The 23162-nt window shown below is 56.7% G+C and carries 23 protein-coding genes; 8 read left to right on the plus strand and 15 right to left on the minus strand.

The window, feature by feature from the left end:
- Nucleotides 1-141 precede the first annotated feature (141 nt).
- From LBR61_12750 to LBR61_12785, 8 genes are read left to right on the plus strand one after another with little or no spacing between them, the layout of a single operon-like run.
- Complete coding sequence (locus LBR61_12750) at nucleotides 142-1689, plus strand: ABC transporter substrate-binding protein (GenBank protein MDR1732948.1); 1548 nt, start codon at nucleotides 142-144, stop codon at nucleotides 1687-1689.
- A 48-nt stretch (nucleotides 1690-1737) separates the two neighbouring features.
- Nucleotides 1738-2679 carry an ABC transporter permease gene (locus tag LBR61_12755; GenBank protein MDR1732949.1) on the plus strand — a complete coding sequence of 314 codons (942 nt, stop codon included), beginning with the start codon at nucleotides 1738-1740 and terminating at the stop codon, nucleotides 2677-2679.
- A 26-nt stretch (nucleotides 2680-2705) separates the two neighbouring features.
- Complete coding sequence (locus LBR61_12760) at nucleotides 2706-3572, plus strand: ABC transporter permease (protein ID MDR1732950.1); 867 nt, start codon at nucleotides 2706-2708, stop codon at nucleotides 3570-3572.
- A gap of 16 nt (nucleotides 3573-3588) precedes the next feature.
- Nucleotides 3589-4587 (plus strand): ABC transporter ATP-binding protein, encoded by a 999-nt coding sequence (locus LBR61_12765; GenBank protein ID MDR1732951.1) that lies wholly within the window; start codon nucleotides 3589-3591, stop codon nucleotides 4585-4587.
- Nucleotides 4588-4613: 26 nt separating this feature from the next.
- Nucleotides 4614-5633 (plus strand): ABC transporter ATP-binding protein, encoded by a 1020-nt coding sequence (locus LBR61_12770; protein MDR1732952.1) that lies wholly within the window; start codon nucleotides 4614-4616, stop codon nucleotides 5631-5633.
- Between the two features lie 44 nt (nucleotides 5634-5677).
- Entirely contained in the window at nucleotides 5678-6436 is a 759-nt protein-coding gene (locus LBR61_12775; GenBank protein ID MDR1732953.1) for a creatininase family protein, read from the plus strand.
- Nucleotides 6437-6451: 15 nt separating this feature from the next.
- Nucleotides 6452-7225: a creatininase family protein gene (locus LBR61_12780; GenBank protein ID MDR1732954.1), complete on the plus strand. Its 774-nt coding sequence runs from the start codon at nucleotides 6452-6454 to the stop codon at nucleotides 7223-7225.
- Between the two features lie 49 nt (nucleotides 7226-7274).
- The gene (locus LBR61_12785) at nucleotides 7275-8576 is read left to right on the plus strand and encodes a M18 family aminopeptidase (protein ID MDR1732955.1); all 1302 of its coding nucleotides are present in this window, start codon (nucleotides 7275-7277) and stop codon (nucleotides 8574-8576) included.
- 10 nt (nucleotides 8577-8586) lie between these two features.
- Here the strand turns inward: LBR61_12785 and LBR61_12790 are convergent, their stop codons facing one another.
- The 15 genes from LBR61_12790 to LBR61_12860 form a co-directional block, all read right to left on the minus strand.
- Nucleotides 8587-9567 carry a TAXI family TRAP transporter solute-binding subunit gene (locus tag LBR61_12790; protein MDR1732956.1) on the minus strand — a complete coding sequence of 327 codons (981 nt, stop codon included), beginning with the start codon at nucleotides 9565-9567 and terminating at the stop codon, nucleotides 8587-8589.
- A 332-nt stretch (nucleotides 9568-9899) separates the two neighbouring features.
- A complete protein-coding gene (locus LBR61_12795; protein ID MDR1732957.1) occupies nucleotides 9900-11990 on the minus strand; it encodes a methyl-accepting chemotaxis protein in 2091 nt (696 codons plus the stop codon).
- A 345-nt stretch (nucleotides 11991-12335) separates the two neighbouring features.
- Nucleotides 12336-12698, minus strand: a complete 363-nt coding sequence (locus LBR61_12800; protein MDR1732958.1) for a hypothetical protein — start codon at nucleotides 12696-12698, stop codon at nucleotides 12336-12338.
- On the minus strand, nucleotides 12691-13329 hold the full coding sequence (locus LBR61_12805) for a hypothetical protein (GenBank protein ID MDR1732959.1): 639 nt from the start codon (nucleotides 13327-13329) through the stop codon (nucleotides 12691-12693). The genes LBR61_12800 and LBR61_12805 overlap by 8 nt, the downstream gene beginning before the upstream one ends.
- A 40-nt stretch (nucleotides 13330-13369) precedes the next feature.
- A complete protein-coding gene (locus LBR61_12810) occupies nucleotides 13370-13807 on the minus strand; it encodes a YkgJ family cysteine cluster protein (GenBank protein ID MDR1732960.1) in 438 nt (145 codons plus the stop codon).
- Nucleotides 13800-14153 (minus strand): hypothetical protein, encoded by a 354-nt coding sequence (locus LBR61_12815; protein MDR1732961.1) that lies wholly within the window; start codon nucleotides 14151-14153, stop codon nucleotides 13800-13802. The genes LBR61_12810 and LBR61_12815 overlap by 8 nt, the downstream gene beginning before the upstream one ends.
- Before the next feature lie 25 nt (nucleotides 14154-14178).
- Nucleotides 14179-15372: a flagellar basal body P-ring protein FlgI gene (locus LBR61_12820; protein ID MDR1732962.1), complete on the minus strand. Its 1194-nt coding sequence runs from the start codon at nucleotides 15370-15372 to the stop codon at nucleotides 14179-14181.
- Between the two features lie 46 nt (nucleotides 15373-15418).
- Nucleotides 15419-16036, minus strand: a complete 618-nt coding sequence (locus LBR61_12825; GenBank protein ID MDR1732963.1) for a flagellar basal body L-ring protein FlgH — start codon at nucleotides 16034-16036, stop codon at nucleotides 15419-15421.
- Nucleotides 16033-16950: a flagellar basal body P-ring formation chaperone FlgA gene (flgA, locus tag LBR61_12830; GenBank protein ID MDR1732964.1), complete on the minus strand. Its 918-nt coding sequence runs from the start codon at nucleotides 16948-16950 to the stop codon at nucleotides 16033-16035. The genes LBR61_12825 and flgA overlap by 4 nt, the downstream gene beginning before the upstream one ends.
- Before the next feature lie 117 nt (nucleotides 16951-17067).
- Nucleotides 17068-17859 (minus strand): flagellar basal-body rod protein FlgG, encoded by a 792-nt coding sequence (gene flgG, locus LBR61_12835; GenBank protein ID MDR1732965.1) that lies wholly within the window; start codon nucleotides 17857-17859, stop codon nucleotides 17068-17070.
- A 53-nt stretch (nucleotides 17860-17912) separates the two neighbouring features.
- On the minus strand, nucleotides 17913-18719 hold the full coding sequence (locus tag LBR61_12840; GenBank protein MDR1732966.1) for a flagellar hook-basal body protein: 807 nt from the start codon (nucleotides 18717-18719) through the stop codon (nucleotides 17913-17915).
- Nucleotides 18720-18755: 36 nt separating this feature from the next.
- Complete coding sequence (locus LBR61_12845) at nucleotides 18756-19805, minus strand: rod shape-determining protein (GenBank protein MDR1732967.1); 1050 nt, start codon at nucleotides 19803-19805, stop codon at nucleotides 18756-18758.
- A gap of 22 nt (nucleotides 19806-19827) precedes the next feature.
- Nucleotides 19828-20613 (minus strand): tRNA pseudouridine(38-40) synthase TruA, encoded by a 786-nt coding sequence (gene truA / locus LBR61_12850; protein MDR1732968.1) that lies wholly within the window; start codon nucleotides 20611-20613, stop codon nucleotides 19828-19830.
- Nucleotides 20610-21422, minus strand: coding sequence for an energy-coupling factor transporter transmembrane protein EcfT (locus tag LBR61_12855; GenBank protein MDR1732969.1), 813 nt, complete (start codon nucleotides 21420-21422; stop codon nucleotides 20610-20612). Before LBR61_12855 ends, truA begins: the two co-directional genes overlap by 4 nt.
- 16 nt (nucleotides 21423-21438) lie before the next feature.
- Nucleotides 21439-23148 carry an ATP-binding cassette domain-containing protein gene (locus LBR61_12860; GenBank protein ID MDR1732970.1) on the minus strand — a complete coding sequence of 570 codons (1710 nt, stop codon included), beginning with the start codon at nucleotides 23146-23148 and terminating at the stop codon, nucleotides 21439-21441.
- Between the last annotated feature and the right edge of the window lie 14 nt (nucleotides 23149-23162).

Genomic DNA, 23162 nt, shown 5'->3' on the forward strand with positions numbered 1-23162 from the left:
ATACAACAGGAAGAAATTTTCGATTGATAAGCAGAAAAAACCGCCCTGTAAGTTGCGTATATCCCTGCTCGGTGTATAATACGAAAAATTCCCATTCTTTTATAAACTTTACCAACAATTTTGAAGGAGGTCGATTTGCCAATGAAGATGATAACGAAGATAATGAAGATGAAGAAATTTTTTTGCGTGTTTGCCCTGTTTTTGGCGATGGCCGCGCTGATGCCGGCTGCAGCCGCCGACGCCGCGGCCTCGAAAATCGTTTTCGCCCGCCCCAGCGACTCCGACAACCTCGATCCGGTCACTCAGTCTCACAACGAGAACATCTGGATACTCAACCTGATGATGGACGGGCTGGTGAAGAGCAGCAACGAGGGAACCTCCATTGAGCCCAACCTTGCGAAGAGCTGGGACGTGAGCGGCGACGGACTGGAGTACACGTTCCACCTTGTGGAGGGCGTCAAATTCTCGGACGGAACTCCCGTCACGACGGCGGACTGGGTCTGGTCCCTGCTCCGCGCCAGAGACGAGCCCACGAGCATCTGGGGAGGCAACCTGAAAATCATCTCCGACGTAAGCGCCCCCGACGACAAAACCATCCTGGTGAAACTGAAGCAGCCGGACGCGGCAATTCTGGCGTCGCTGGCCATGTTCAACGCCTCCGTCCTGCCGAAGGCCTATTTCGAAAAAGTGACGCTGGAGGGTTTTACTCAGAAACCCATAGGAACGGGCCCCTTTATGCTGAAGGACTGGGTGAAGGGCGAGCATCTCACACTGGCGAAAAATCCCCACTACAGAGTGCAGGGCATTCCCCAGACGGACGAAATCGTGTTCAACGTGGTTCCGGACAACAACACCCGCACCCTTCAGCTTGAAGCGGGAGACATCGACGGCGACCTCAACGCGCTTTACAACAAGATGGCCGAGCTGAAGGACAATTCCGCCTATGTGACGGCCAATTTCCCGGGGACGCTGGTGCGTTTCCTCGCCTTCAACACGGCGCGAAAGCCCTTCGACGACGTGAGGGTCCGGAAGGCCATCGCCTGCGCCATCGACAGAAAAGCCATTCTGCAGGTGGCCCTCAACGGATACGGCGAGCTGGGGACGGCTTTTATGCATAAATCCCTCATGTACCACAACCCGGATCTGCCCCTCGAACCCCTGGACGTGGAAAAATCGAAAAAACTGCTGGCCGAGGCCGGAGTCAAGGGGGTCACGGTGGAGTTTCTCGTTCGGGCCGGCGACAACATCGCATCTCAGGTGGGCACCATCATCCAGGCGAACCTGGCCAAAGTGGGCATCACCGTGAAAATCGTTCAGATGGAGGCCGCGTCGGTCAGCTCCCTGCAGAGGTCTTTCCAGTTCGACATGATCTATTCGGGCTGGACCAGCGACATGGTGGACCCGGCGCAGGCGATGGAGCGCTTCATCAACTACAACGACACCACGAGATGCTACTACACGGGCTGGAAAAACGACGAGGCCATCAAGCTCGTGGCGGACGCCCTGAAAGAGCTCAACCCCGACAAACGACGGGAGATCTATTATAAAGTGCAGAAAATTTACGCCGACGAGTGCCCGGCCGTTTCCCTGTTCTACGGCGGATACCCGGTGATTTTGCGGGCGGGAATCAGCGGCTTCGTCCAGACGCCCCTGGGCAACTACCGCTTCGAAAACCTCGTAAAAAAGTAAAAAAGTTATTTAATAATTTGACGCTTAAAAGCAGGCAGGTGAAATCGCGTGCATCGGCTAAACTACATTTTCAGGCGGGTGTTGCAGATTATCCCTGTCCTGCTGCTGGTGACGGTACTGATCTTTTTGCTCATGCGCCTGATTCCGGGGGATCCCGTCGAGGTGATGCTCGGTGAAAAATACACCCACGAAAAAGCCGAGGTCATTCGGGAAAACCTGGGGCTGAACAAACCTTTATATGTGCAGTATATGATCTTTCTGCGCAATCTGTGCCGGCTGGATTTCGGCAACTCCATCGTGTACATCGTTCCTGTGAGCCAGCTCCTGACGAGACGAATCGGGATAACGCTTTTGCTGACGCTGATGACGGCGTTTTTCGTCCTGATCATCAGTTTTCCCCTGGGATTCATCGCCGCCGTCAACAGAAACCGGCCCGGCGACCAGATCATACGAATCGGCGCCCTGGTCTCCCTCGCCCTGCCTCAGTTCTGGATCGGGCTGCTGCTGCTGCTGTTCTTCGGCCTCAAACTGCGGTGGCTGCCCGTGGCCGGCTGGGGAACGACCTGGCTGGAACACCTTCAGTCCCTCATCCTGCCGGCCTTCACCCAGTCTCTGGCCACCAGCTCTCTCATCGTCCGCAACCTCAGAAACGCCATTATCGACGTGCTGAACAGCGACTACGTTGATTTCGCCAGAAGCAAGGGGCTGAAGCCCAAAGTGGTGCGGTCGCGGTACGTGCTGAGAAACGCGCTGATCTCCACCGTGACCCTGTTCTCCATGCGAATAACCTACATGCTGAGCGGGTCGGTGGTCATTGAGACGGTTTTTGCGCTTCCGGGGATCGGCTCCCTGCTGGTCTCCTCCATTCTCAGCCGCGATTACGCCGTGGTTCAGGCCACCGTTTTCGTTTTTGCCGCGCTGGTCCTCATCGCCAACCTGGCGACGGACGTCTTTTATTCCGTGCTCGATCCGAGAGTGCGCCTGGAATGACCCGCGGCGAAAAGCGAGGTGACGACATGACCGGTCAGACAGCGGCGTCGGAAAGTAAGTCGGAAAGTAAAAAGAAAATCCCCCTGTACAGGAGAAGCGTGACGCTCAACGTGGGGGGCGCGATTTTGCTTGTCGTTCTGTTCTTCGCGTTTTTTCCGGAGCATATCGCTCCCTTCGACCCCGTGGAAATGGATTTGACAGCGATCAAGCAGGGCCCGTCGCGGATGCATTTTTTCGGCACCGATAATTTTGGGCGGGACCTTTTCTCCCGCGTGGTCTGGGGTACCCGGGTGGATCTGATGGTGGGAGTGCTGGCGACCCTGGTTCCCCTGCTGGTGGGAGGGCTGATCGGGCTTCTGGCGGGATACTGCGGAGGCTGGGTGGACGTCGTTCTCATGCGGACTCTCGACATTTTCATGGCCTTCCCCTATCTCACCCTGGTGGTGGCCATTGTGGCCGTGCTGGGCCCGGGGATCGACAATCTATACCTGGCCATATGGCTGGTGGGCTGGAAGGAGTACGCCCGGCTGGTCCGCGGCGAAGTCATGGTGGTGAAGAACGCCGAATACGTGGAAATGGCCAGAGCCCTGGGTTTTTCACATGCGAGAATCCTTTTCAGGCACGTGCTTCCCAACGTATTCAGCTCGTCGCTGGTCTACGGCGCCTCCGACGTGGTGATGTGCATGCTCGCCGGGGCGTCGCTGGGGTTTCTCGGCCTTGGCGTCCAGCCCCCCACCGCCGAGTGGGGGGTCATCATCGCGGACGGCAGGCAGTTCATCAACGAGGCGCCCTGGCTCTGCTTTTTCCCCGGCATGGCCCTGGTCTTCGCCGGAACCGGCTTCAGCCTTCTGGGCGACGGACTGTCGGACCTGCTCAGGACCAAAGGGCGATAATACGGAAAAAAATAATATGGCAAAAAATAAAGTTTTGGAAATTACGGATCTGGTCACCCGTTTTTTCACGAAAGAGGGCACGGTTCACGCCGTCAACGGGGTGAGTTTTTCGATTTACGAAGGTGAGATTTTCGGCCTCGTGGGCGAGAGCGGCTGCGGAAAAAGCGTCACCTGCAAGTCCATCATCAACCTGCTGCACCCGCCGGGGCAGATCGTCTCCGGAAGCATAAAATACGCGGGTCAGGAACTGGTGGGCGTCGACGAAAACGCCCTGAGCGACATTCGGGGCAGGGAGATCGGCATGATCTTTCAGGAGCCTCTGACGGCGCTCAATCCGGTGCTGACAATTCGGGAGCAGATTTTTGACGCCCTCGAAAAAAAGGGAATGACGTCCGGAGAAAAATACGCGAGAGCCGCCGAGCTCCTGACTCTGGCCGGCATTCCCGCTCCAGTGGAGAGAATGGAGGAGTATCCCCACCAGTTCAGCGGCGGAATGAGGCAAAGGGTCATGATCGCCATCGCTCTGGCCTCCGAGCCGAAAATTCTTCTGGCGGACGAGCCAACCACCGCGCTGGACGTGACCATACAGGATCAGATTCTCAAACTGATCGATCAGCTTCGGGAGGAACTGGGGATGGCGGTTCTGTTCGTCACCCACGATTTGGGCGTGGTGGCGCAGCTTTGCGACAGGGTGGCCGTGATGTACGCGGGTTACATCATGGAGCTCACCGCGACTCTGACCCTTTTTGCGGCGCCGCGTCATCCCTACACTCACGCTTTGCTGCAATCGCTCCCCTCGGACATCCCCAGGGGACATCCGCTGGAATCCATCGGCGGACAGCCCCCCGACCTCTTCGAGCTGCCCCCGGGCTGTCCTTTTTCACCCCGCTGCAGAATGGCGGAGGGCCGCTGTTTTGAAAGTCTGCCCCCCCTGACGGAGCTTCTTCCGGGGCATTTCGTCCGCTGTCACCGCTCAGGGGAGACGGAAAACTTCCGCGGAATCATCGATTTATAATTTATATAATTTTTCGAAGGTGCGCCATGAACGACAGAACAGAGACATCAGAACAGGGAACCGCGAGCCTCCCTCTGATAGAAGTGCGGGAGCTGACCAGGTACTTTCCCCTGAAGCAATCCCTGCTGGATTTCGCCGCGCGCAGACCCGTAAAATATTTGAGGGCCGTGGACAACGTCAGCTTCGGTATCGACCAGGGCGAGACCATGGGGCTTGTGGGTGAAAGCGGCTGCGGAAAAAGCACGCTGGCCCGCACGATCATACGCCTGTACGACCCTCAGAAGGGCAAAATCCTGTTTCGGGGCAGGGACATCACCGGCCTGCAGGGGGCCGAACTTCGGGCGATGCGCAGGGAATTTCAGATCGTGTTTCAGGACCCCTATTCCTCCCTGAACCCCAGAATGTCCGTATACGACATGCTTTCCGAGATTTTGCGCGTTCATAAAATCTGCTCCCCCAAAGAGATTCCCGCCAGAGTGCTGGAGCTTCTGGAAAGAGTGGGGCTGAACGCCCAGTGCATGAACCGTTTCGCCAGCGAATTTTCCGGAGGGCAGCGGCAGAGAATCGGAATCGCCCGGGCGCTGGCCCTGAGCCCCGAATTCATCATCGCGGACGAACCCGTTTCCGCTTTGGACGTCTCCATTCAGGCTCAGATCATAAACCTGCTGAACGACCTGCAAAAACAGCTGGGCCTCACCATGCTGTTCATTTCTCACGATTTGCGGGTGGTGCGCTGCATCACCCATCGCGTCGCGGTGATGTATCTGGGGAAAATTGTGGAAACGGGCGACACGGATCAGGTCTTCACTCATCCCCGTCACCCCTATTCGCGCGTTCTGACGAGGTCGGCGCCCATGCTGGACCCGAGAAAAAAAACCCGCGGCTGCGCCATCGGAGGCGAACTGCCGAACCCGATAAACGTCCCGCCGGGCTGCCGCTTTCACCCCCGCTGCGAATTTGCCCGGGAAAAATGCAGAACGGAGGAACCCCCTTTTCTGGAGATTTCCACCGGAAGGCGGGTATCCTGCCATTATCCGCTGAACTGAAACTTGATTTTCAAAAAATTTATTCTGCAAGGAGACAGAAAGAAATGGAGAAAGTTCGTGTCGAGGAAATGACATCCGCCGAGTTCAGAGACGTTCTGAACGTCTGCGACATGATTCTCATTCCAATCGGCAGCATCGAGGAACACGGAACGCACGGCAAATTTTTGTTCGATACGGTCATCGCCCACGAATGCGCTTACAGACTGGGATGCCTGACTCACACCCCCGTCGCGCCCACAATACCCATCGGCCAGTGCCGGAACCTCATGGGCTTTCCGGGAGGCGCGTCTCTGGATACCGAGCTGGTCGCCGACCTGCTGCTGGAGGTCGCCGAAGGATACGTGTCGGACGGAGTGCGGAGGATACTCTTTGTGAACAGCCACGGCGGCAACGGTTTTGCCGTAAAAATGGCCTGCGGGGAGCTATGGGAGCGATACGGCGTCCTCGCAACCCAGGCGGAATGGTACGACGTCATAGCGGAGCACTCCCGCTACACCCGCAACGATCACGGCGGAGAATACGGAACCTCCGTGGTCATGGCCCTCGATGAAAGCCAGGTGGACCTCTCCCAGGCCAAAACCGTCCCGCTCAAAAATCCGTCCGAAAACCTGCTTCGGGGAGATTACCTGACCTACAGAGGCGTGAACGTTTCTCTGCCGCTGCCCATGGACTACTACACCCCCGCGGGAGATCTGGGGCCGGAAGCGGCAAACGCCACCGTCCGGCAGGGCAGGGAAATGGTGGATATTTACATTGAAAACACCGTGAAAATTATAGAAGAAATGAAAAAGATTCTCCTTTAGGAGGGGACGACGACGATGAAAGACAAACCCGCAAACGAGGTCCTCATAGAGCGTCTGAGCTGGGAAGAATACAAAAGCGCCATCGAAAAAACGAACACCGTCATCATCCCTGTGGGCGGAATGAAGGAACGGGGAACTCACGCGCCGCTGGGGGCGGCGAATATCATCGCGAGAGAGATTTCGGTGAAGCTGGCGGAAAAATCCGGCGCGCTGGCAGCTCCGGTGATGACTTACGGATACAACCCCACAGGGAAAAATTTCCCCGGAGCCGTCTCGGTCAACGCCCCCCTTCTGAGGAAAATCATGCTCTCCTACGCCAAAAGTTACACCCGGCACAGGGCGGACAGAATCGTTTTTGTGAACGCTCAGAAGGAAAACGCGGATATTCTGGCCAACGTCTCCGTCGATTTGTTCGAAGAAACCAAAGCTATTTCTACAATAATAAACTGGTGGACGATTCTGCCGAAGGTGAACCCGACGTGGAAGGGATCGGACGACGCGGGTTACGCCGAAACCAGTCTGTTGCTGGCGATACGACCGGACCTCGTGGACCTGAGCCATATCACGCCGGCCCGGCCCCTTCCCCTGAGCGAAAACATCAAATACGAAAATGGCTGGAAATGCGCGGGAACCTCTCTGTACTTTGCGGTGGACATGGCCCGTCATAAAGGGATCGGCTCCACGGGCTCCTCTCCGGAAAAGGCCTCCGGAGAAGAGGGAAAGGCCATGCTGGAGGCGATCGCGGATTTTGGGGCGGGACTCATCGCTGAAATAAGAAAAATCAAATAAGAAAATCCAGTTATAAATTCATAACGACGATCCCTGGAGGCGAATATAAATGTCTGAAGCAACAGCACTTGTCAATGATCTTATCGATTTTATTTACGAAAGCCCCTCCCCGTTTCACGTTGTGGCAAACGCGAAGAAACGCCTGCTGGCCAATGGATTTTCCCAGCTGTGCCTGAAGGAAAAATGGAATCTGGAAAAAGGGGGAAAATATTTCACAGACCGTAACGGCAGCGCTCTGACGGCCTTTATCGTCGGCTCCGGCGAAGTCGAGGAGGAGGGTTACCGCGTCGTCGCCGCGCACACGGACTTCCCCTCGTTCCACGTCAAGCCCTCGCCGGAAATGACGGATAACCATTATCTGAAGCTGAACACCGAGGCCTTCGGCAGCGCCATCCTGAACACCTGGCTGGACAGGCCGCTGTCTCTGGCGGGCCGCGTGTCGCTGAGAAGCGACGACATCCTGCACCCCGAAGAATTGCTGGTCAACATAAAAAAGCCGCTCCTCATCATCCCCAACCAGTCCATCCACATGAACAAAAAAGTGAACGAAGGCGTAGAACTGAACAAACAGAAAGACCTGCTGCCCCTGCTGGGGATGACGGGGGAAGATTTCAGTAAGGAGGGCTATCTGTCGCGTCTTCTGGCCGGGGAGCTTTCCGTGAAGGCGGAGGATATTCTCGACTTCGAGCTGTGGCTTTACGAGTTTGAGAAGGGCAGAATCATCGGGGTCAACGATGAGTTCGTGTGCAGCAGCCGGCTGGACAACCTCACCTCCGTGCACGCGGCGCTCAACGCCCTCGTGAATGCCCGCCCGGGACCGTTCACCAGCGTGGCGGTTTTCTTCGACGACGAGGAGGTCGGCAATCGCACCAAACAGGGCGCGGACTCCCGAATGCTCTACAACACCCTCGAACGCGTCGCCCTGGCTCAGGGCAAGGGCCCCGAAGAATTTTTCCGGGCGGTCTACAGGTCCTTTATGCTCTCCTGCGACTGCTCCCACGCCGTACATCCCAACGCCCCCGAAAAGCACGACCCACTGGTAAAGCCCGTGATCAACGGAGGGCCCGTGATTAAAATCAGCGCAAACAGGAATTTTACGACGGACAGCAACTCCAGCGCGGTTTATCAGATGATCTGCGAGAGGGCGGGAGTGCCCTTTCAGAAGTTCGTCAGCCGGTCGGACATGCCGGGCGGCAGCACCATCGGGCCGGCCTCCGTCACTCAGCTCGACCTCCAGTCCATCGACATCGGCTCCGCCCTGTTCGCCATGCATTCCATAAGAGAAACCGGCGGCGTGATGGACCATCACTATCTGGAAAAATCCTTCGAAGAATTCTATCGTCAGGGATAAATGAGGGATACTATTCCAGCAGTCCCTTGTCTTTATAAAATTGAAGGGCTCCGTCGTGGAGGGGAATATTTGTGCCCAGAATGCCTCGCAGCGCGGTATCCAGTGAAATATTCTCCTTTGCCGCGGCGTGAGCGGCATGGATGGCCTCCATCCCCGCGGGAGAATAAATGTTTTCCAAAAGATCATAAACGACCTCGCCGGGCAATTCGACGTCCACCAGCATGATGTTCATGACTGCCGTCGTGGTTGTGGCGCTCTTTGTCTCGTAGGTATCCGCGGGGATTTTTGCCTGGATGTAAAAAGGGTATTTTTCAATAAGTTTTTCCAATGGTTCTCCTTCTACGGGGATGAACACAATTTCTCTCGTCGCTCCAAGTTCTCTGATCATCGCATTTCCCAGCCCCGAGGTCACGAAAGCGACGTCGCAGTGGTTGTTCCTCATCTGGTTGATGGCTTCTCCGTAGTCGAGATAATCCACTGTACAGTCGTCATACGTCATTCCGTGGGCTTCAAAAATCATGCGGGCATTTATTTCCACGCCTGAGTTCGGGGCGCCAACGCCCACACGTCTGCCCTTCAGGTCGGTGAATTTTTTAATGCCCGTGTTTGCCATCGTCACGATTTGACAGTAGTTCGGCCACAAACCCATCATAGCCCTGAGGCTTTTTGCGGGGGGTTTGCCCTCATACGCGCCAAAAGCCTCTACGGCCTGGATCGCCGTATCCGCCATCACGATCGCCAATTCTCCCTGGTGCGTCAGAAGCGCCGTCAGATTCTCCACAGAAGCGCCTGTGGCCGCCACCGATGACCCGTAACCCAGGTTTTTGATGAAGGCGGCAAAGGCGCCCCCGATGGGAAAATACATTCCGCTGGACGGGCCTGTCAGCACCGTAATGAAATAATCCTCCCGCTTAACGGACGGCGCCGCGCAGACCTCTCTGATTCCAAATAAAATGACCGCTATGGCTGCCAACAGAGTTATTTTTTTCATTTTGCTCTCTCCAATCTCTCGGCTGCAAGCGTTTATTTTGTTCCATCTGCTGTTCACAAACTGCTGGCTCACAAAACCCCCGCAGGGCTTCCGGCCATTACAGGGACAATATAACTCCTGTCGACATTATACTCCATGGCTCGGCCCTCTGCTTCCCTAATTATGCGTATTGTTTAACAAAATGAAAATTACCTAATTCTGTTTTAAATCTTTTAAACAGGAAAGAACCCCTGTCTCAGCCCGACCGCAGCTGAACAGGGGTTCTTTTACCCGAAATTAATTACGAATTATGACGGATAGTTTATGGCGGCCTGCAGCGCACCGTTTCGACGTCAGGAGCAGAGGCGGAAGCGGGCCAGAGCCTCGGACAGGGACTGGGAATGTGAACTCATGACCTCGGATTGTTCCGCCACGCTCTGAGCGGCTTTCGACGTTTCCTCCGTCGCCCGGTGGATATGTCGGGTCGTGTCCATCATGGCCAGCATCGACTGGGTGACCTTACCGATGCCCGCGGCGATTTCCCTGCTGGAGGCCGCCTGTTCCTCCGCGACCGCCGCGATGTTCTGAATCGAATCATTGGCCTTGTTGATTTCCTCCAGAGCTCCGTTCAGCGCCTTCTGAGCTTCTTCGGCCTGAACGAGAGTCCCTTCCAGCATCTGCCCCGCTTCGGTGGTGGCCGCGATGCTCTCCTGAGCTTCCCGCTGAAGTTCCGTGATGATGTTTCCCACGTTCTGCGCGGCTCGAGCGGACTCTTCCGCCAGCTTGCGCACTTCCTCGGCGACGACCGCAAATCCGCGCCCCGCCTCTCCGGCCCGGGCCGCTTCAATGGCCGCGTTCAGCGCCAGCAGGTTCGTCTGGTCCGCAATTCCCGTGATGACCGACACGAAACTGCTCACGTTCTCCACGGAAGTGACCAGCTGCCGTATCTTGGCCTCGCTGTCTCTGGAATTTTTATCCACGCCGCGCATACCGTCGATCACGGCGTTCACCGTCTGAATCGCCCTGTGCGAGGCGTCCGTCGTCTGGGAGATAAACGCGGCGGTTTCGGTTGCCGAACGGGCCACAGTGTCCGCTCCGTCGCGCATTTCTTCGACTCCCGTGTTGCTCTGCTGAAGTTCTGAACCATTGTTTTCGCTCATAACGGAAACCTGATCGATGGAGGCTTTGACTTCTTCCATGGACGCGTTCGTTTCCTCGGCAATGGCGGCCAGGTTGTTCGCGCCGCTTTCCACCGCCGACGCCACGTCCACAACGCGTTTCATCGCCCATTCCTGAGCGGAAATCATTTCGGACAGAGCAACCACCAGATACCCCAGCTCATCTTTGCCCTCATAGCCAAAGTCCTTTCGCGTAATGGTCAGATCTCCCTCCTGGCAGCGTTTGGCCAAAGCGACGATGACATTGAGGGGGCCGGTGATGCTGCGAGAAATGCAAAAGGCGATCAGGACTCCGATAAGGATGGAAATCCCGGCGGAGAGAAACAGAATGAGAACGCTCTTCCTCAGTGCGTTCACGCTGGATCGGGAAACCGTCAAAACCCTGTCCTGCGCCACCTTGCTGGAGTTCGAAGTTTCTCTGTTATACGTTTCCTCAAGCTGGCTTCGGGCTTTCTTCTGCCGGTTCAGGTTTTCCACGGCCTGAATGAAGCCGGTCAGAGCGTTTCTGACGTTCTGCGTGGCCGTCACGAGCCCGTTCACGACTTCCAAACGGCCGGAATCCCGGGTTTGGTCCTTCACCGTCCGGGAGCAGTTCTCCACCGTCTGAAGGTTCTTCATCATCATTTCAATGGTCTCAGGCGTACCGATCCGCAAAAATTCCTGAACGGAGCCGCGCAGTTCCACAACGGCCGCGCGCATCCGACTGCCCGTATGCAGCAGGTCCAGGCGTTTCATCATCGCGGCTGGGTTGTCGAGCTCGGTTTTCGCCGCTTCAAAATATTTTTTCTGCAGAACCTCAATCTCTTTGCCAATCTCCGTCAAAACCGCGTTCAGCGCGTTGGAGGCCAGTTTCTTTTTCCCGATGGCGGTGAAGGTTTCCTGAAGGCTCTGCACATAAGAACGATGAACGGGCATAATGTACTTCTGAACCCGTTTGGGCGTTGCCAGAGTCGCGTCCGCGCTTCCCAGAGCCGCCATATCGCCCAGAACCGCCTCCAGTTTTTTTATCCATTCTCTGCTCGTCGCGATGGCTGCATCCTCTTCTGTACTCTGCACGTCCTTTATGCTCAGAAAAAGCTCGCAGGCGCTGCGTTCAATAAGAGCGCCCGCCTGCATCACGGGAACAACCCGCGCGTTCAGGTACTCGTTTTCCTTTTCGATGTTCGACAAATCTCTCCAGACGATAAAAATCGTCCCGGCGAACACCAGCAGCAGCAACCCGAACCCCAGCATCAATTTGGCGGCCATTCTTAAATGTTTCAACATTTTTGTATCCCCTCTCAACACTTATAAAAATTGCGATCGTGAAAAAGCAGGAATCATCAACATTGGGCGTAATCGAACAGTGAATTTATATTCCTTCGTAAAATAAATGAATGTAGAACTTCGACTCTAAATCTGTGCCTCCTGCACGGACGACTGCAATCCCTTGCACTGCAAAACACGGCATCCTGCGTTGATTCTAATGCCCTGTCGAATGATCCGGAATTGGAGTAATTACCGACTTTTTTATACTGAATAAAACCGAAAAAGTTGACGAAATGACACTTTACGTAAACGTAAAAATTTGAAAGGGTTAAAAAATAATTTCACCGCAATTTCGGCGACCGGTCAGGTTCTGTTTTTGTCCAGATGCTCTCGAATATGAGCAAGAATGGGTTTCATTTCCGTGATGACAGCCTGGAGCAGAATCAGATAGGGAATCCCCAACACCAGAAACTGTAAAATAAAAAAAACTCTGCTGCTGCGGGGAAGGGCAAGGGTGGGAGTGAGAAGGGCGAAAAGCGCCAGGATACGAAAACGCCAGAGATAAGACCTGCCCCCGTCGGAGCCGCGAAGCTCCTCCGCGATTTTCAAAAACATCCAAACCATCGCTATATCCGCAAAACTGCAGAGAATACCTCCGGTTTTGGACCCGATCAGATACATTTCTCCCCGCCAGTGACGCGCCAGCCACAAAAACAGACTATCCATGGAGATCCTTCCTCATCGAAAGCCCCTCGTTCGGATGCTTTTCATCCCGATGCTTTTCACGGCGAAGTGTTTTCAAAAATGCGTAAAAAATAAAAGCCGCCCCGATTTCCAGGGGCATATAAAAAAAGTTGGAGAACTGAATGAAGGCTCGACCAATCCACGTATAATCGTCTATTGACAGGTTAAAAGCCAGCGTCGCGCGGATGCTCCGCCAGATATAGACGACGCAGAGCAGCCCCGTTCCGGCGACGATCGCTCCGTCCGCCCAGGAGGCGAAACGTACCCTGCCTCTTTTATAGATACGAAAAACTCTGTACACATGAAGCAACAGCAGCATGTCAAAGGCAATCATCACCCCGCAGAGGGTGATCCGCACCGCCCAGGGGTAAAAATCCCGGGTTCCCACGACGAGCCAGGAGGAAAAAAACGGCAGTCCCAGTTCTCTTTCAAAACAAAGGCAGACAAACAGAAGAGCGATGACGAACTGTCCCGCGTAAAATCGCCTCAGGGACCTGTCGGAAAGCAGGCCTTCATAGAGGTATCGGGCCCCGCAGAAACATATCTGCTGAACCAGCACCCAAAAGAGTCCCATGGATTTTTCGATCAGAAAAACGACCTGAGGCGCTTCCATCCGTCTATCCGTCCCGTCCGCAAATCTTCATCTCAAAAATCTACAGATCCCCAAAAGGAGACCGCCGCAAAAGCTCGCGTATTTCCTCCGGGGACCAGAGCCGGCCGTCGTTCATTCCGGGACAGTGACGAGCCTGCCGGTCCCATTCGGCTTTCGACTCCACGACGGAAGGCCAGAAGGGGAAAAGAGAACACTGAAGCGGACGCAGGGGATAGATGGCGCACTTTGCCGATTTTGAGTCGAGGAAAACGCAGTCCCCGTTGAAACGCTCGACAAAACTGGGCCGCCCCCATCGATGCGTGACATACCCAGCGTTAAATCGCTCCCGATCCAGGTTCAGAAACCCTCTTACCTTCTCTCCCTCCTCAGGAGTAAAAAAAATAGCGCCGGGTTCTCCCCGGCAGCATCTTCCACATCCCAGACAGGTGAAGCGCAGTCCCTCGCTCCACCACGGCTCCGGCAAATTTTCCTCAGCCATTCTCCGCCTCCGCGTCTTCACCCCGATGAGCTTTCAGGGTCGCCGCCACCTGCGGAACCAGTTGGTCGTAAAGGACCTTCCAGAGCCCCGAGTCCGTGCTTTTGATGATTTCCTCCGATGCCATTTCGAGAGACAGATCTTCCATTTGCTTCCAGGGACGCTGCTTTTCGTCCTGTCCCGCCATCTGACGGGCGTCCGTCTTCATTTTTTTCCAGATCTGAGCCCACAGAATGGACTCGAACTGCTGACAGGCTTCCTTCAGCTTCTGAGCGTCCCGGGTTTTATGAACCTCAGGCGAAATTTCCTGTTTATGGGCTCTGACGTTGTACACCTGCAGAGAAGTCATGTTCTTTCGCTCTCTCTCCGTTCACTTACAGATTCACGAGCTGGCCGTGCAGGGCTCCCGCCTCGTTAATGGCCTGCAGGATCTCAATGATGTCCCGGGGCGACGCTCCAATGGCGTTGATGACCCGAACAAGATCGCGCACCGTAGTCGTCGCAGGCATGGCAATCAGGCTGCTTCCATTTTCATCCACCGTGATGTCCGTCCGGTTTTCCGTAGCGGTCTGGCCCCCTCCGAGGGGGTTGGGCTGCACCACGTTGGGATCCTCCGCCACGGAAACCGACAGATTCCCGTGGGCCACGGCGACCGCGCTGATCTTCACGTCGCCTCCCATCACCACGGTTCCGGTACGCTCGTTTACCGCCACCCGGGCCACGTTGTCGGGCTGAATTTCCAGTTTTTCCATTTTTGCGAGAAACGCCGTGGGAGCTCCCGCGTACTGGGGAGGCAGGTCGAGAACCACACGCCCCGCGTCCGAAGGCCGGGCGATCAGCCCGAAAACGGAGTTAATCGCGTCCGAAATTCTCTGAGCCGTTGTAAAGTCGGGGTTACGCAGAAGAAGGGCCAGTTGTCCGCCTCCGGCGTAATCCGTGGGGACATCCCGCTCCACAATGGCTCCATTGGGGATTCTCCCGGCGGTGGGCACATTTTTGGTGGTGGAGGCAGCCGTTCCTGAAACCGCGTACCCTCCCACCAGAACGGGCCCCTGAGCTACGGCGTAAACCTTGCCGTCCGCCGCCCTGAGAGGCGCCTGAAGCAGGGTTCCCCCCTGGATGCTCTTGGCGTCCCCCATGGTGCTGACGTTCAGGTCGATGGTCTGGCCGGGACGCACGTAAGGCGGCAGGTCCGCCGTCAGACTGACCACCGCCACGTTTTTGCTCCGGATCGATTTTTCGTCCAGGGTGACGCCGTACTGCTGCAGAAGGTTCTTCATCATCTGCATCGCCATCGGAGACTTATCTCCCGTTCCCGCAAGGCCCATGACGAGCCCCACTCCGGAAAGCTGGTTCGATCGGGCCCCTTCAATTTCCACCACATCCTTGATCCGCACCTCGGGATGCACCCGGTGAAAATCCAGATCTCTGAGGTTTACAGAAGCCTCGGCGGAAGAGGTAAGGAAAAAGCAGAACGTAAGCAGCACAAGCGCCAGAGCGCAGGGTTCAAGGCGTTTTCGCCGCAGTTTCATCACGGGCTCACTCATCATTATGTTCGTCATCTTCATCTTGTCATCATCTCATCATTATGTTCGTCACAGAACCGTCGCCGCCCTAAAAAACGGCCTGCAGAACCTGAGTGATCAGGCCTGGTTTCTGAGTACGGCTCAGGGCGCCCTTTCCCTTGATGGCCAGCTCCGCGTTGGCCACCAGACGGCTTAGAATCTGATTGTCGCTGTTCACGTCCTGAGGGCGAATGACGCCCACGAGCTGAAGCTGCAGCGTTTCCTCCACCGTTCGAATGTCCCGGGTCCCTTCGATGACGAGATTTCCGTTGGGAAGAACCTCCGTCACCATACAGGAGAGCGTCGTCTTTCCATAATGGTTGCGCTTGATGGAACTGTCTCCCTTCGCGTCGTTCTGCGAGGTCAGACTCATCTGACGAATAAACTTCAAAATACCCGTGCCGTCGCTGACGGAGTTACTGGCGGACTTTTTCAGGTCGCTGACGGCCTTGTCCTGGGTATCCGTTTTTTCGTCCACCAGAACCGTTACAATATCACCGACTCTGCCGGGTCTCTGGTCAGCTATCCAGTTGTTCGTGTCGTTCCACAACGACCCCGCCTCCGCGCCTGCCGTCAGTCCCAAAACCAGCGCCAGAGAAAGACAGCTCCACACCAGTCTCCTTATGCAGCCGGCTTTTCTCTCGCTTTTTCTCTCATTTTTCCTCACGGCATTTTCACCTCCACCGTATCCTTGTCCATAACAACCGCCGACAGGACGGTTTTACTCGAAAGATTACGCACTTTAATCGTCTCTCCCGCGGAGCCTGGCTCCAGGGCCTCCCCTCGGGTTTTAACCGCCAGAGCGCCATAACGCGCCACGATGGTGACAATTTTTCCTCTTTCTATTATCGGCACGCCCGCAATCAAGTTGAGAGGAACGGGCTCTCCCTGAGAAAGATTCTTTCGAAGCGAGAGACCGACCGCCTCCGTGAGCTTCGATGCGTAGATTCCCGGCCGGCTGATGCGAACCCGCCGAACGACGAAGTCCGATTCACGCAAAGGCTCGTCTTTTTTGACAGAACGCGCAAGAACCAGCGCCTGCTGATACCAGGTGAGGCGCACCGCCAGCGAGCGTTCTTCGCCCCGGGGATTTCGGAACTTCAGTGTCGCCGATGGAGTGCCGGGGACGATACTGCTCGGCGCCACCAGCCGGCCGGGGGGAACCGCGCCCTGATGCCGCACCTCCACATCTCCGTCCCAGGCGGCGAGTTTTTTGACCGCGGAGGCCAGATCCGTCCCCGGCCCTGCGCCGGCCGGCGGAGAAGAGGAAGCTCTTTCATCTCCCTCGCCTTCCGTGAGGACCGTGACGGAAACCGGCATTTTCAGCTCCACTCGCACGCCTTCGAGGCCGCTGACCTGCAGAGCCTCCACCACCTGCTGACGGGTGATGACCCCGTTCCGTACCGACAGAAGCAGCGACCCGGCCTGTTTTGTCAGCTCATCGGGCCCCTCCAGCTCGGCGATCTCAGAGAGAGCGCAGGCCTCTCCCTCCAAACGAACGACTCCGGGGACGGCAATGCGGATGGTTTGCGTCAGATCGGCGGCAAACGCGGCATTTCCAAAAGGCGTCGCCTTCGTCACTGACGGAGACGCCGGAAAAAACAAAAACAAAAGGGAAAAAAATATAAAAGAAAATATAAAGGAAAAGATAAAAAAAGGGCGGAAAGTTCTCCGCCCCTCCGTGCATTCCATTTCGGGCTACCGTTTCAGTCCGTTGGCGATTCTCAAAAGTTCGTCCGCCGTCTGCACGCCCTTGGAGTTCGCCTCGTAGGCGCGCTGCGCAACGATCATGTCCACCATTTCCTCCACCACCTGCACGTTGGACATTTCGAGAATGCCCTGCCGCACCTCGGACATGCCGTCCTGTCCAGGCTGGGCCAGAATGGGGTCTCCGCTGGCGTCCGTCTGGATAAAGATGTTGTTGCCCTCCGCCAGAAGACCCGCCGGGTTGATGAAACGCGCCAGCTCCAGTTGCCCGATCTCCTGGGTTTCCGTCTGTCCCGCCAGACGAACGGAAAGCACGCCCGTGTTGCTGAGCGAAATCTCAATGGCATCTTCAGGAATGATCATCGCCGGCTCCAGCAGCAGACCATCCTCGTTGACGATCTGGCCGTCTCCGTCCACCTGCCAGGACCCCGCCCGGGTGTAGCCAATCGTTCCATCCTGCAGCGTCACCTGAAAAAATCCATGCTGCCCCGCGATGGTCCAATCCAAAGGATTGTCCGTCACTTCGAGATAGCCTTCCGTCATGAAGCTCGGCGTTCCCATGACCCGTGTTCCCAAACCCACCTGAACTCCCGTGGGGATCGTGGAATTCGGCTCCACCGGCGTTCCCGGCTGACGATTGACCTGATAGAGCAGGTCCTGAAAATCCGCACGCCGCTTCTTGTATCCCGTCGTGTTGACGTTGGCCAGGTTGTGCGACACCACGTCAAGGTGCGTCTGCTGGGCGATCATACCCGAAGCGCTGGACCATAGAGATCTCAACATCCCCAAAAACCTCCTTATTTCAACAACAAAAACTGTTTAATAACAAATTAATATTAAACCTTGCCAAACGAGGTGATCAGTTTGGAGGTTTCCTCATCGTGAGTCATCAGGGCTTTCGACGCGCCCTCATAGGCGCGCTGGGCCTCTATCATCCGGACCATTTCCTCCACGACGCTCACGTTCGCCATTTCGATGGCTCCGGGAACGAGCTTCGGGGCCTCCACCTCCACCGGATTGCCGGAATGCTCGTTGGCCTGCAGGCAGTTTCTCCCCATTTGCTGGAGGTACGTGGGATTTTCGAAGGTGTAGAGGGTAATTGCCCCCACCACCTCGCCGTTGGCGACCACCTGTCCACTGTCGGTGATCTGGACGTCCGCCGCATCTCCCACGGCGATGGGGCCGCCTCCCCCCTGAAGGGTCATTCCGTCCATCGTGACCAGTTCTCCTTCACCATTGAGCAGAAAATTGCCCTGTCGGGTGTAATAGGTATTGCCCTGGTCGTCCTCCACGGAAAAGAAACCTGGCCCGTTGATGGCCACGTCCAAAGGATTGTCCGTCACCCGCACCACTCCCGGATCCGTATCCATATAGGTCTCCGAAAACGTGGCGGCCAGCGACAGGGGCCCCGCTATATCTCTGCCCTTCCAGTTCATCGTGTAGGGAATCGTCGTGAAGGTCTTGGTTTCCCCATCCTCCGACACTTTTTCGACGCGATCCAGAAGGGCGCTGAAATCCGAATTGGCAGAAATGCGGCGTCGATAGCCCACCGTATCCACATTGGCCAGATTGTTTGTCACAACGTCCAGATTCGTTTCCTGCACCAGCATGGCCGAACAGGCCGAATAAAGTCCCCGATTCAGAAAACATACCCCCCTTTCGGGAAGCAGGCTTCCCGATCAATATTTGCTGCGTTTCCTGCCTCTCTGGGCATTGAAAAGAAGGCCGCTGCGCCCCGAGCCGCGAAGCCGGTCGATTTCGGCCAGCGCCTTTCCAGTTCCCAAAGCGACGCACTCCATGGGGTTCTCCGCCGTAAAGCAGGTGATTCCCGTCTGCTGGGTGATCAACTCCGTCAGACCCTTCAGAAGAGAGCCTCCCCCCGTAAGCACGATCCCCCTGTCGATAATATCGGCTGAAAGTTCCGGGGGCGTTAGCTCCAAAACGTTACGTACCCCATCGACCACCGTCTGAACCATCTCTCCGATGGCCATATTCACGGCGGAACTGGAGACTTCGATCTGACGGGGCAGCCCCTGAACGAGGTCCCGGCCCTTGATCACCATGCGTAAATCTTCCTCCAGAGGGATGCAGGTCCCGATCATGATCTTGAGGTTTTCCGCCGTCTGCTCCCCGATGGCCAGGTTGTACTGACGCCGGAGATAGCGCATGATCCCCTCGTCAAACTTGTCGCCGCCAATGCGAAGGGATTTCGAAACCACGACGCCCCCCAGTGATATGACGGCGATGTCCGTGGTTCCTCCCCCGATGTCCACCACCATTTTGCCCCGGGCTTCCTCCACGTTGAGGTTGGCTCCGATGGCGGCGGCCATGGGCTCTTCGATCAGATAGGCCTCCCTGGCCCCCACCTCCAGCGCGGCTTCCAGAACGGCCCGGCGCTCCACATCGGTGGCTCCCGAGGGAACACAGATCATCGCCCGGTTTTTGAAAAAACGATCCCAGCCCCGCGTGACACGGCGCATGAAATGCTGAAGCATCGCCTCGGTCATGGAATAGTCCGCAATAACGCCGTCTCTCAGGGGGCGCACGGAAACGATACTGCCCGGCGTACGTCCCACCATGTTCTTTGCCTCGTATCCCACAGCGAGGATATTTCCGGTGTCGAGGTCGACGGCGACCACGGACGGTTCCCTGAGAACCACCCCCCGTTTTTTCTCAAAAATGAGGATTGTAGCCGTCCCGAGGTCAATCCCGATATCCGTTCCGAACATTCCCTACTCCTCCCAGAGGCTCTCAGACCCCGCAACACCGGCAGCCGAAGCGTCGACCACCTGAAAAAGAGAATTTTTCATAGCCCGCGCACCAGAAATACAACCCGGACGCGGGCGCCGTTTGGGCTGAAAATTCACGTCCTTTTCCCTCGAGCAGTCCTTCCAGCCAGGCAGGAGACTCTTTTTCCTGGCCGATTCTGTCGAGATTACCCACTATTATACGCACCATATTCATCAAAAAAGACGGAGCCCGCACCACGATCAGAGACAAATCGCCCCATCTTTTGTAGCGCAGCCGGGACAGCGTACGGAAGCTGTCTTCCGGACATTCCGACGCTCTGCAGAAAGCCCGAAAGTCATGCCGTCCCTCCAGGAGCCTGCAGGCGGCCCGTATTTTTTCATCGTTCCAAAAACGTTTCCGCCACCACACAAATTCCCTCAACTGAGGGAGACAGCTTTTTCCGTGCCAGACAAAATAACGATATTCCCGCCACAAGGCGCTGCGCCGCGCGTGAAAGTCGTCCTCCACCCCGCGGGCCTCCATCAGGGCCACGTCCGGCGGCAGATGGGCGTTGGCCGCCATAATCAGGCGTTCCGGCTCCCAGACCCGATCCAGGGTAAAGGACGCCACCTGCCCCACCGCGTGAACGCCTCCATCCGTGCGCCCGGCCCCCGCCACCTTCACCGGAAGACGGGAAAGTTTCTGCAGAGCTTCCTCCAGGACCTGCTGGACTCCCAGCGCATCGGGCTGACGCTGCCACCCCGCGTAACGCGTCCCCGTGTAGGCCACTCTCGCTGCGTATTTCACGGAAAAATCCTCCGAAGAACGAAAGTACGCAACAGCATAAAACCAAAAATTGTCAGCATGGTAAAAATTGTAGCGCCTGTATCACTTTTTTTCCAGACCAGCGGAGTCCGCCGCGTGCGCCCGGTTCCTCCCCGATACCCCCGCGCCTCCATCGCCAGAGCCAGTTCTTCCGCCCTCCTGAAAATGATCACGAAAAGAGGAATGAGAACGGGGAAAAAAGCCATCATCCGCTGCAGGAAACCGCCCTGATCGAGGCGGGCTCCCCGGGATACCTGAGCCTTGACGATGCGGTCGGTTTCCTCCATCAGCAGAGGAATGAAGCGTAAAGCCACGCTCATCATCATCGCGCACTCGTGAGCCGGCACTCCGAATCGGGCGAGGGGCGACAAAAGAGCCTCCAGGCCGTCCGCCAGTTCCAAAGGCGCCGTCGTCAGGGGCAAAAGGACGGCGAAAAGCACCAGCAGCAGAAAACGGGTGACTGCCAGAAGCGCCGTCCCCAGAGCGTGCCCCGCCGGAGACAGGCCCTCTCCCTGCCAGCCGGTGACAAAGTTGAAAATAAAGGTAAAAATCGCGAGAAAAAAAACGGGACGGCAGGAACGAGCCAGCAGCCGGGCGGGCAGCCGGGCAAGCCGCGCGATCCCCAGAAAAGCCGCGGCGCAAAGCGTCAGCGACAGAAAATCTCCCGAAAAAAAGATCGTGAACAGGATCGCCACCAGCAGAAACAGTTTTGCCCGGGGATCCAGTTCATGTACGGGAGACTTCAGCGGAACGTACTGTCCCATGACAGGAGACGTAAAAGACAAGGCCATTCCACTCTCCGATCCGTCAAAGCCCAGGGGACAGAACCTGCCAGAGCTCGTCCGCCTTCCAGGTCAGCGGCACGTTCAGTCCTCGGCGGCGCAGCAGGCCGGAGAGCTGTAAAATCTCCGGCGCCATACATTTTTCCATTTCAGACAACACTGGCAGAATTCCGCGAACCCCGCCTTCATACAACCGCAGCCCGTCGGACAGAAGCAGCAGCCGGTCGCTGTACTCCAGAGCCATGTCAAAATCGTGAGTCACGGTGACGACGGTAACGCCCGATTTGCGAAGCCCATCCAGAAGGGACAGAATTTTTTTACGAAAAACCTCGTCCAGGCCCGCCGTGGGCTCGTCCAGCACAATGCACTCCGGCCTGGCGGAAAGAACGGAGGCGATGGCCACGAGACGGCGCTCTCCTCCGGAGAGAAGCAGAGGGTTGCGCTCCAGATAACTCTCGCTCAACCCCACGCCGGCCAGGGCCTCTTCGACGAGAGATCCCGTCTCCGACTCCGAAAACCCCCAGTTTCGCGGCGCAAAGGAAAGTTCCTCGCGAACGGTGGAGGAAAAAAGCTGCGTCTCCGGCATCTGAAACACCAGACCCACCCTTCGGCGCAGGTTTCGAAGCTCCTCGCCGGACTGAGGCAGAGCCAGACCCTCGATCAGAATCTCGCCGGACTGAATTTTGCAGATACCGTTCAAATGCTGGATCAAAGTGGATTTCCCGCTTCCGGTGCGCCCCAGAACGGACAGCCACCCTCCCGAGGGCGCGAGGCAGGAGACGTCCTCCAAAACCTTCATTTCCAGGGGGGTGGACGGGTTGAAACTGCAGCTCAGACCGCGGACTTCAAAAAAGGGAGGCTCCGATTCCCGCGCCCGGGGCGTCTCCTCCGTTTTTTCCGAAGCGGCGAAGCTCCCGGAGAAAGCCGCGGCGATGGCTTCAGCGGCGGGCTCCGCCGCAGGAGGGGAAAAGGTCACTCCCCTGGAGGCGAGGCGACTCTCCAGAACGGAAAGAGGAGGAAGCTCGAATCCCAAAGACTCCGCAACCTCTCCAAACTCCTCCCGGCGTCCTTCCCAGGCCCACTCTCCGTGAGACAGAACCAGAACCCGCTCCGCATCCCGCAGGTCCTCCAAACGGTGCGTCACCTGAATGATCGTCTTTCCCGAAACGTGGATGTCCCGCAGCACTTTCTCCACTTCCAGGCGGCCCTCCGGGTCCAGCATTGCGGTCGGCTCGTCCAGAACGAGGCACTCGAAATCGGCCGCAAGGGCTCCCGCAAGGGCCAGACGCTGTTTTTCCCCTCCCGAAAGAGTGGAAGAAAGGGCGGATCGTTTGTGGAGCAGCCCCACTTTTTCCAGCGCCCAGGAGACCCTCCGCTGGATTTCGGCGGAGGGAAGCCCCTGATTTTCCGGCGCGAAGGCCACGTCGTCCTCCACCACGGCCCCCACGATCTGAGTCTCGGGATTCTGGAAAACGACGCTCACCTTCCTGTGGATCTCGGCGAAAGACGCCTTCGAAACATCGCAGCCGCAAATAAAACAGGCGCCCTGCGAAGGGTTTTGCAGAGCGCCTAAAATCTTCACGAGAGTCGATTTTCCGGAACCGTTGTGACCCAGGATAACAAGACGTTCGCCTCTTGCAACTTCCAGAGAAATCCCCTTCAAAACCCGTTTGTCGCCGTCGTATGCAAAATCTGCCGCCTTCAGGAGAATGACGGGGTCGAACGGAGTACCCAAGTTTTTCCCTGCGG

This window comes from Synergistaceae bacterium (genome assembly GCA_031272035.1).
Taxonomy (GTDB): Bacteria; Synergistota; Synergistia; order Synergistales; family Aminobacteriaceae; genus JAISSA01.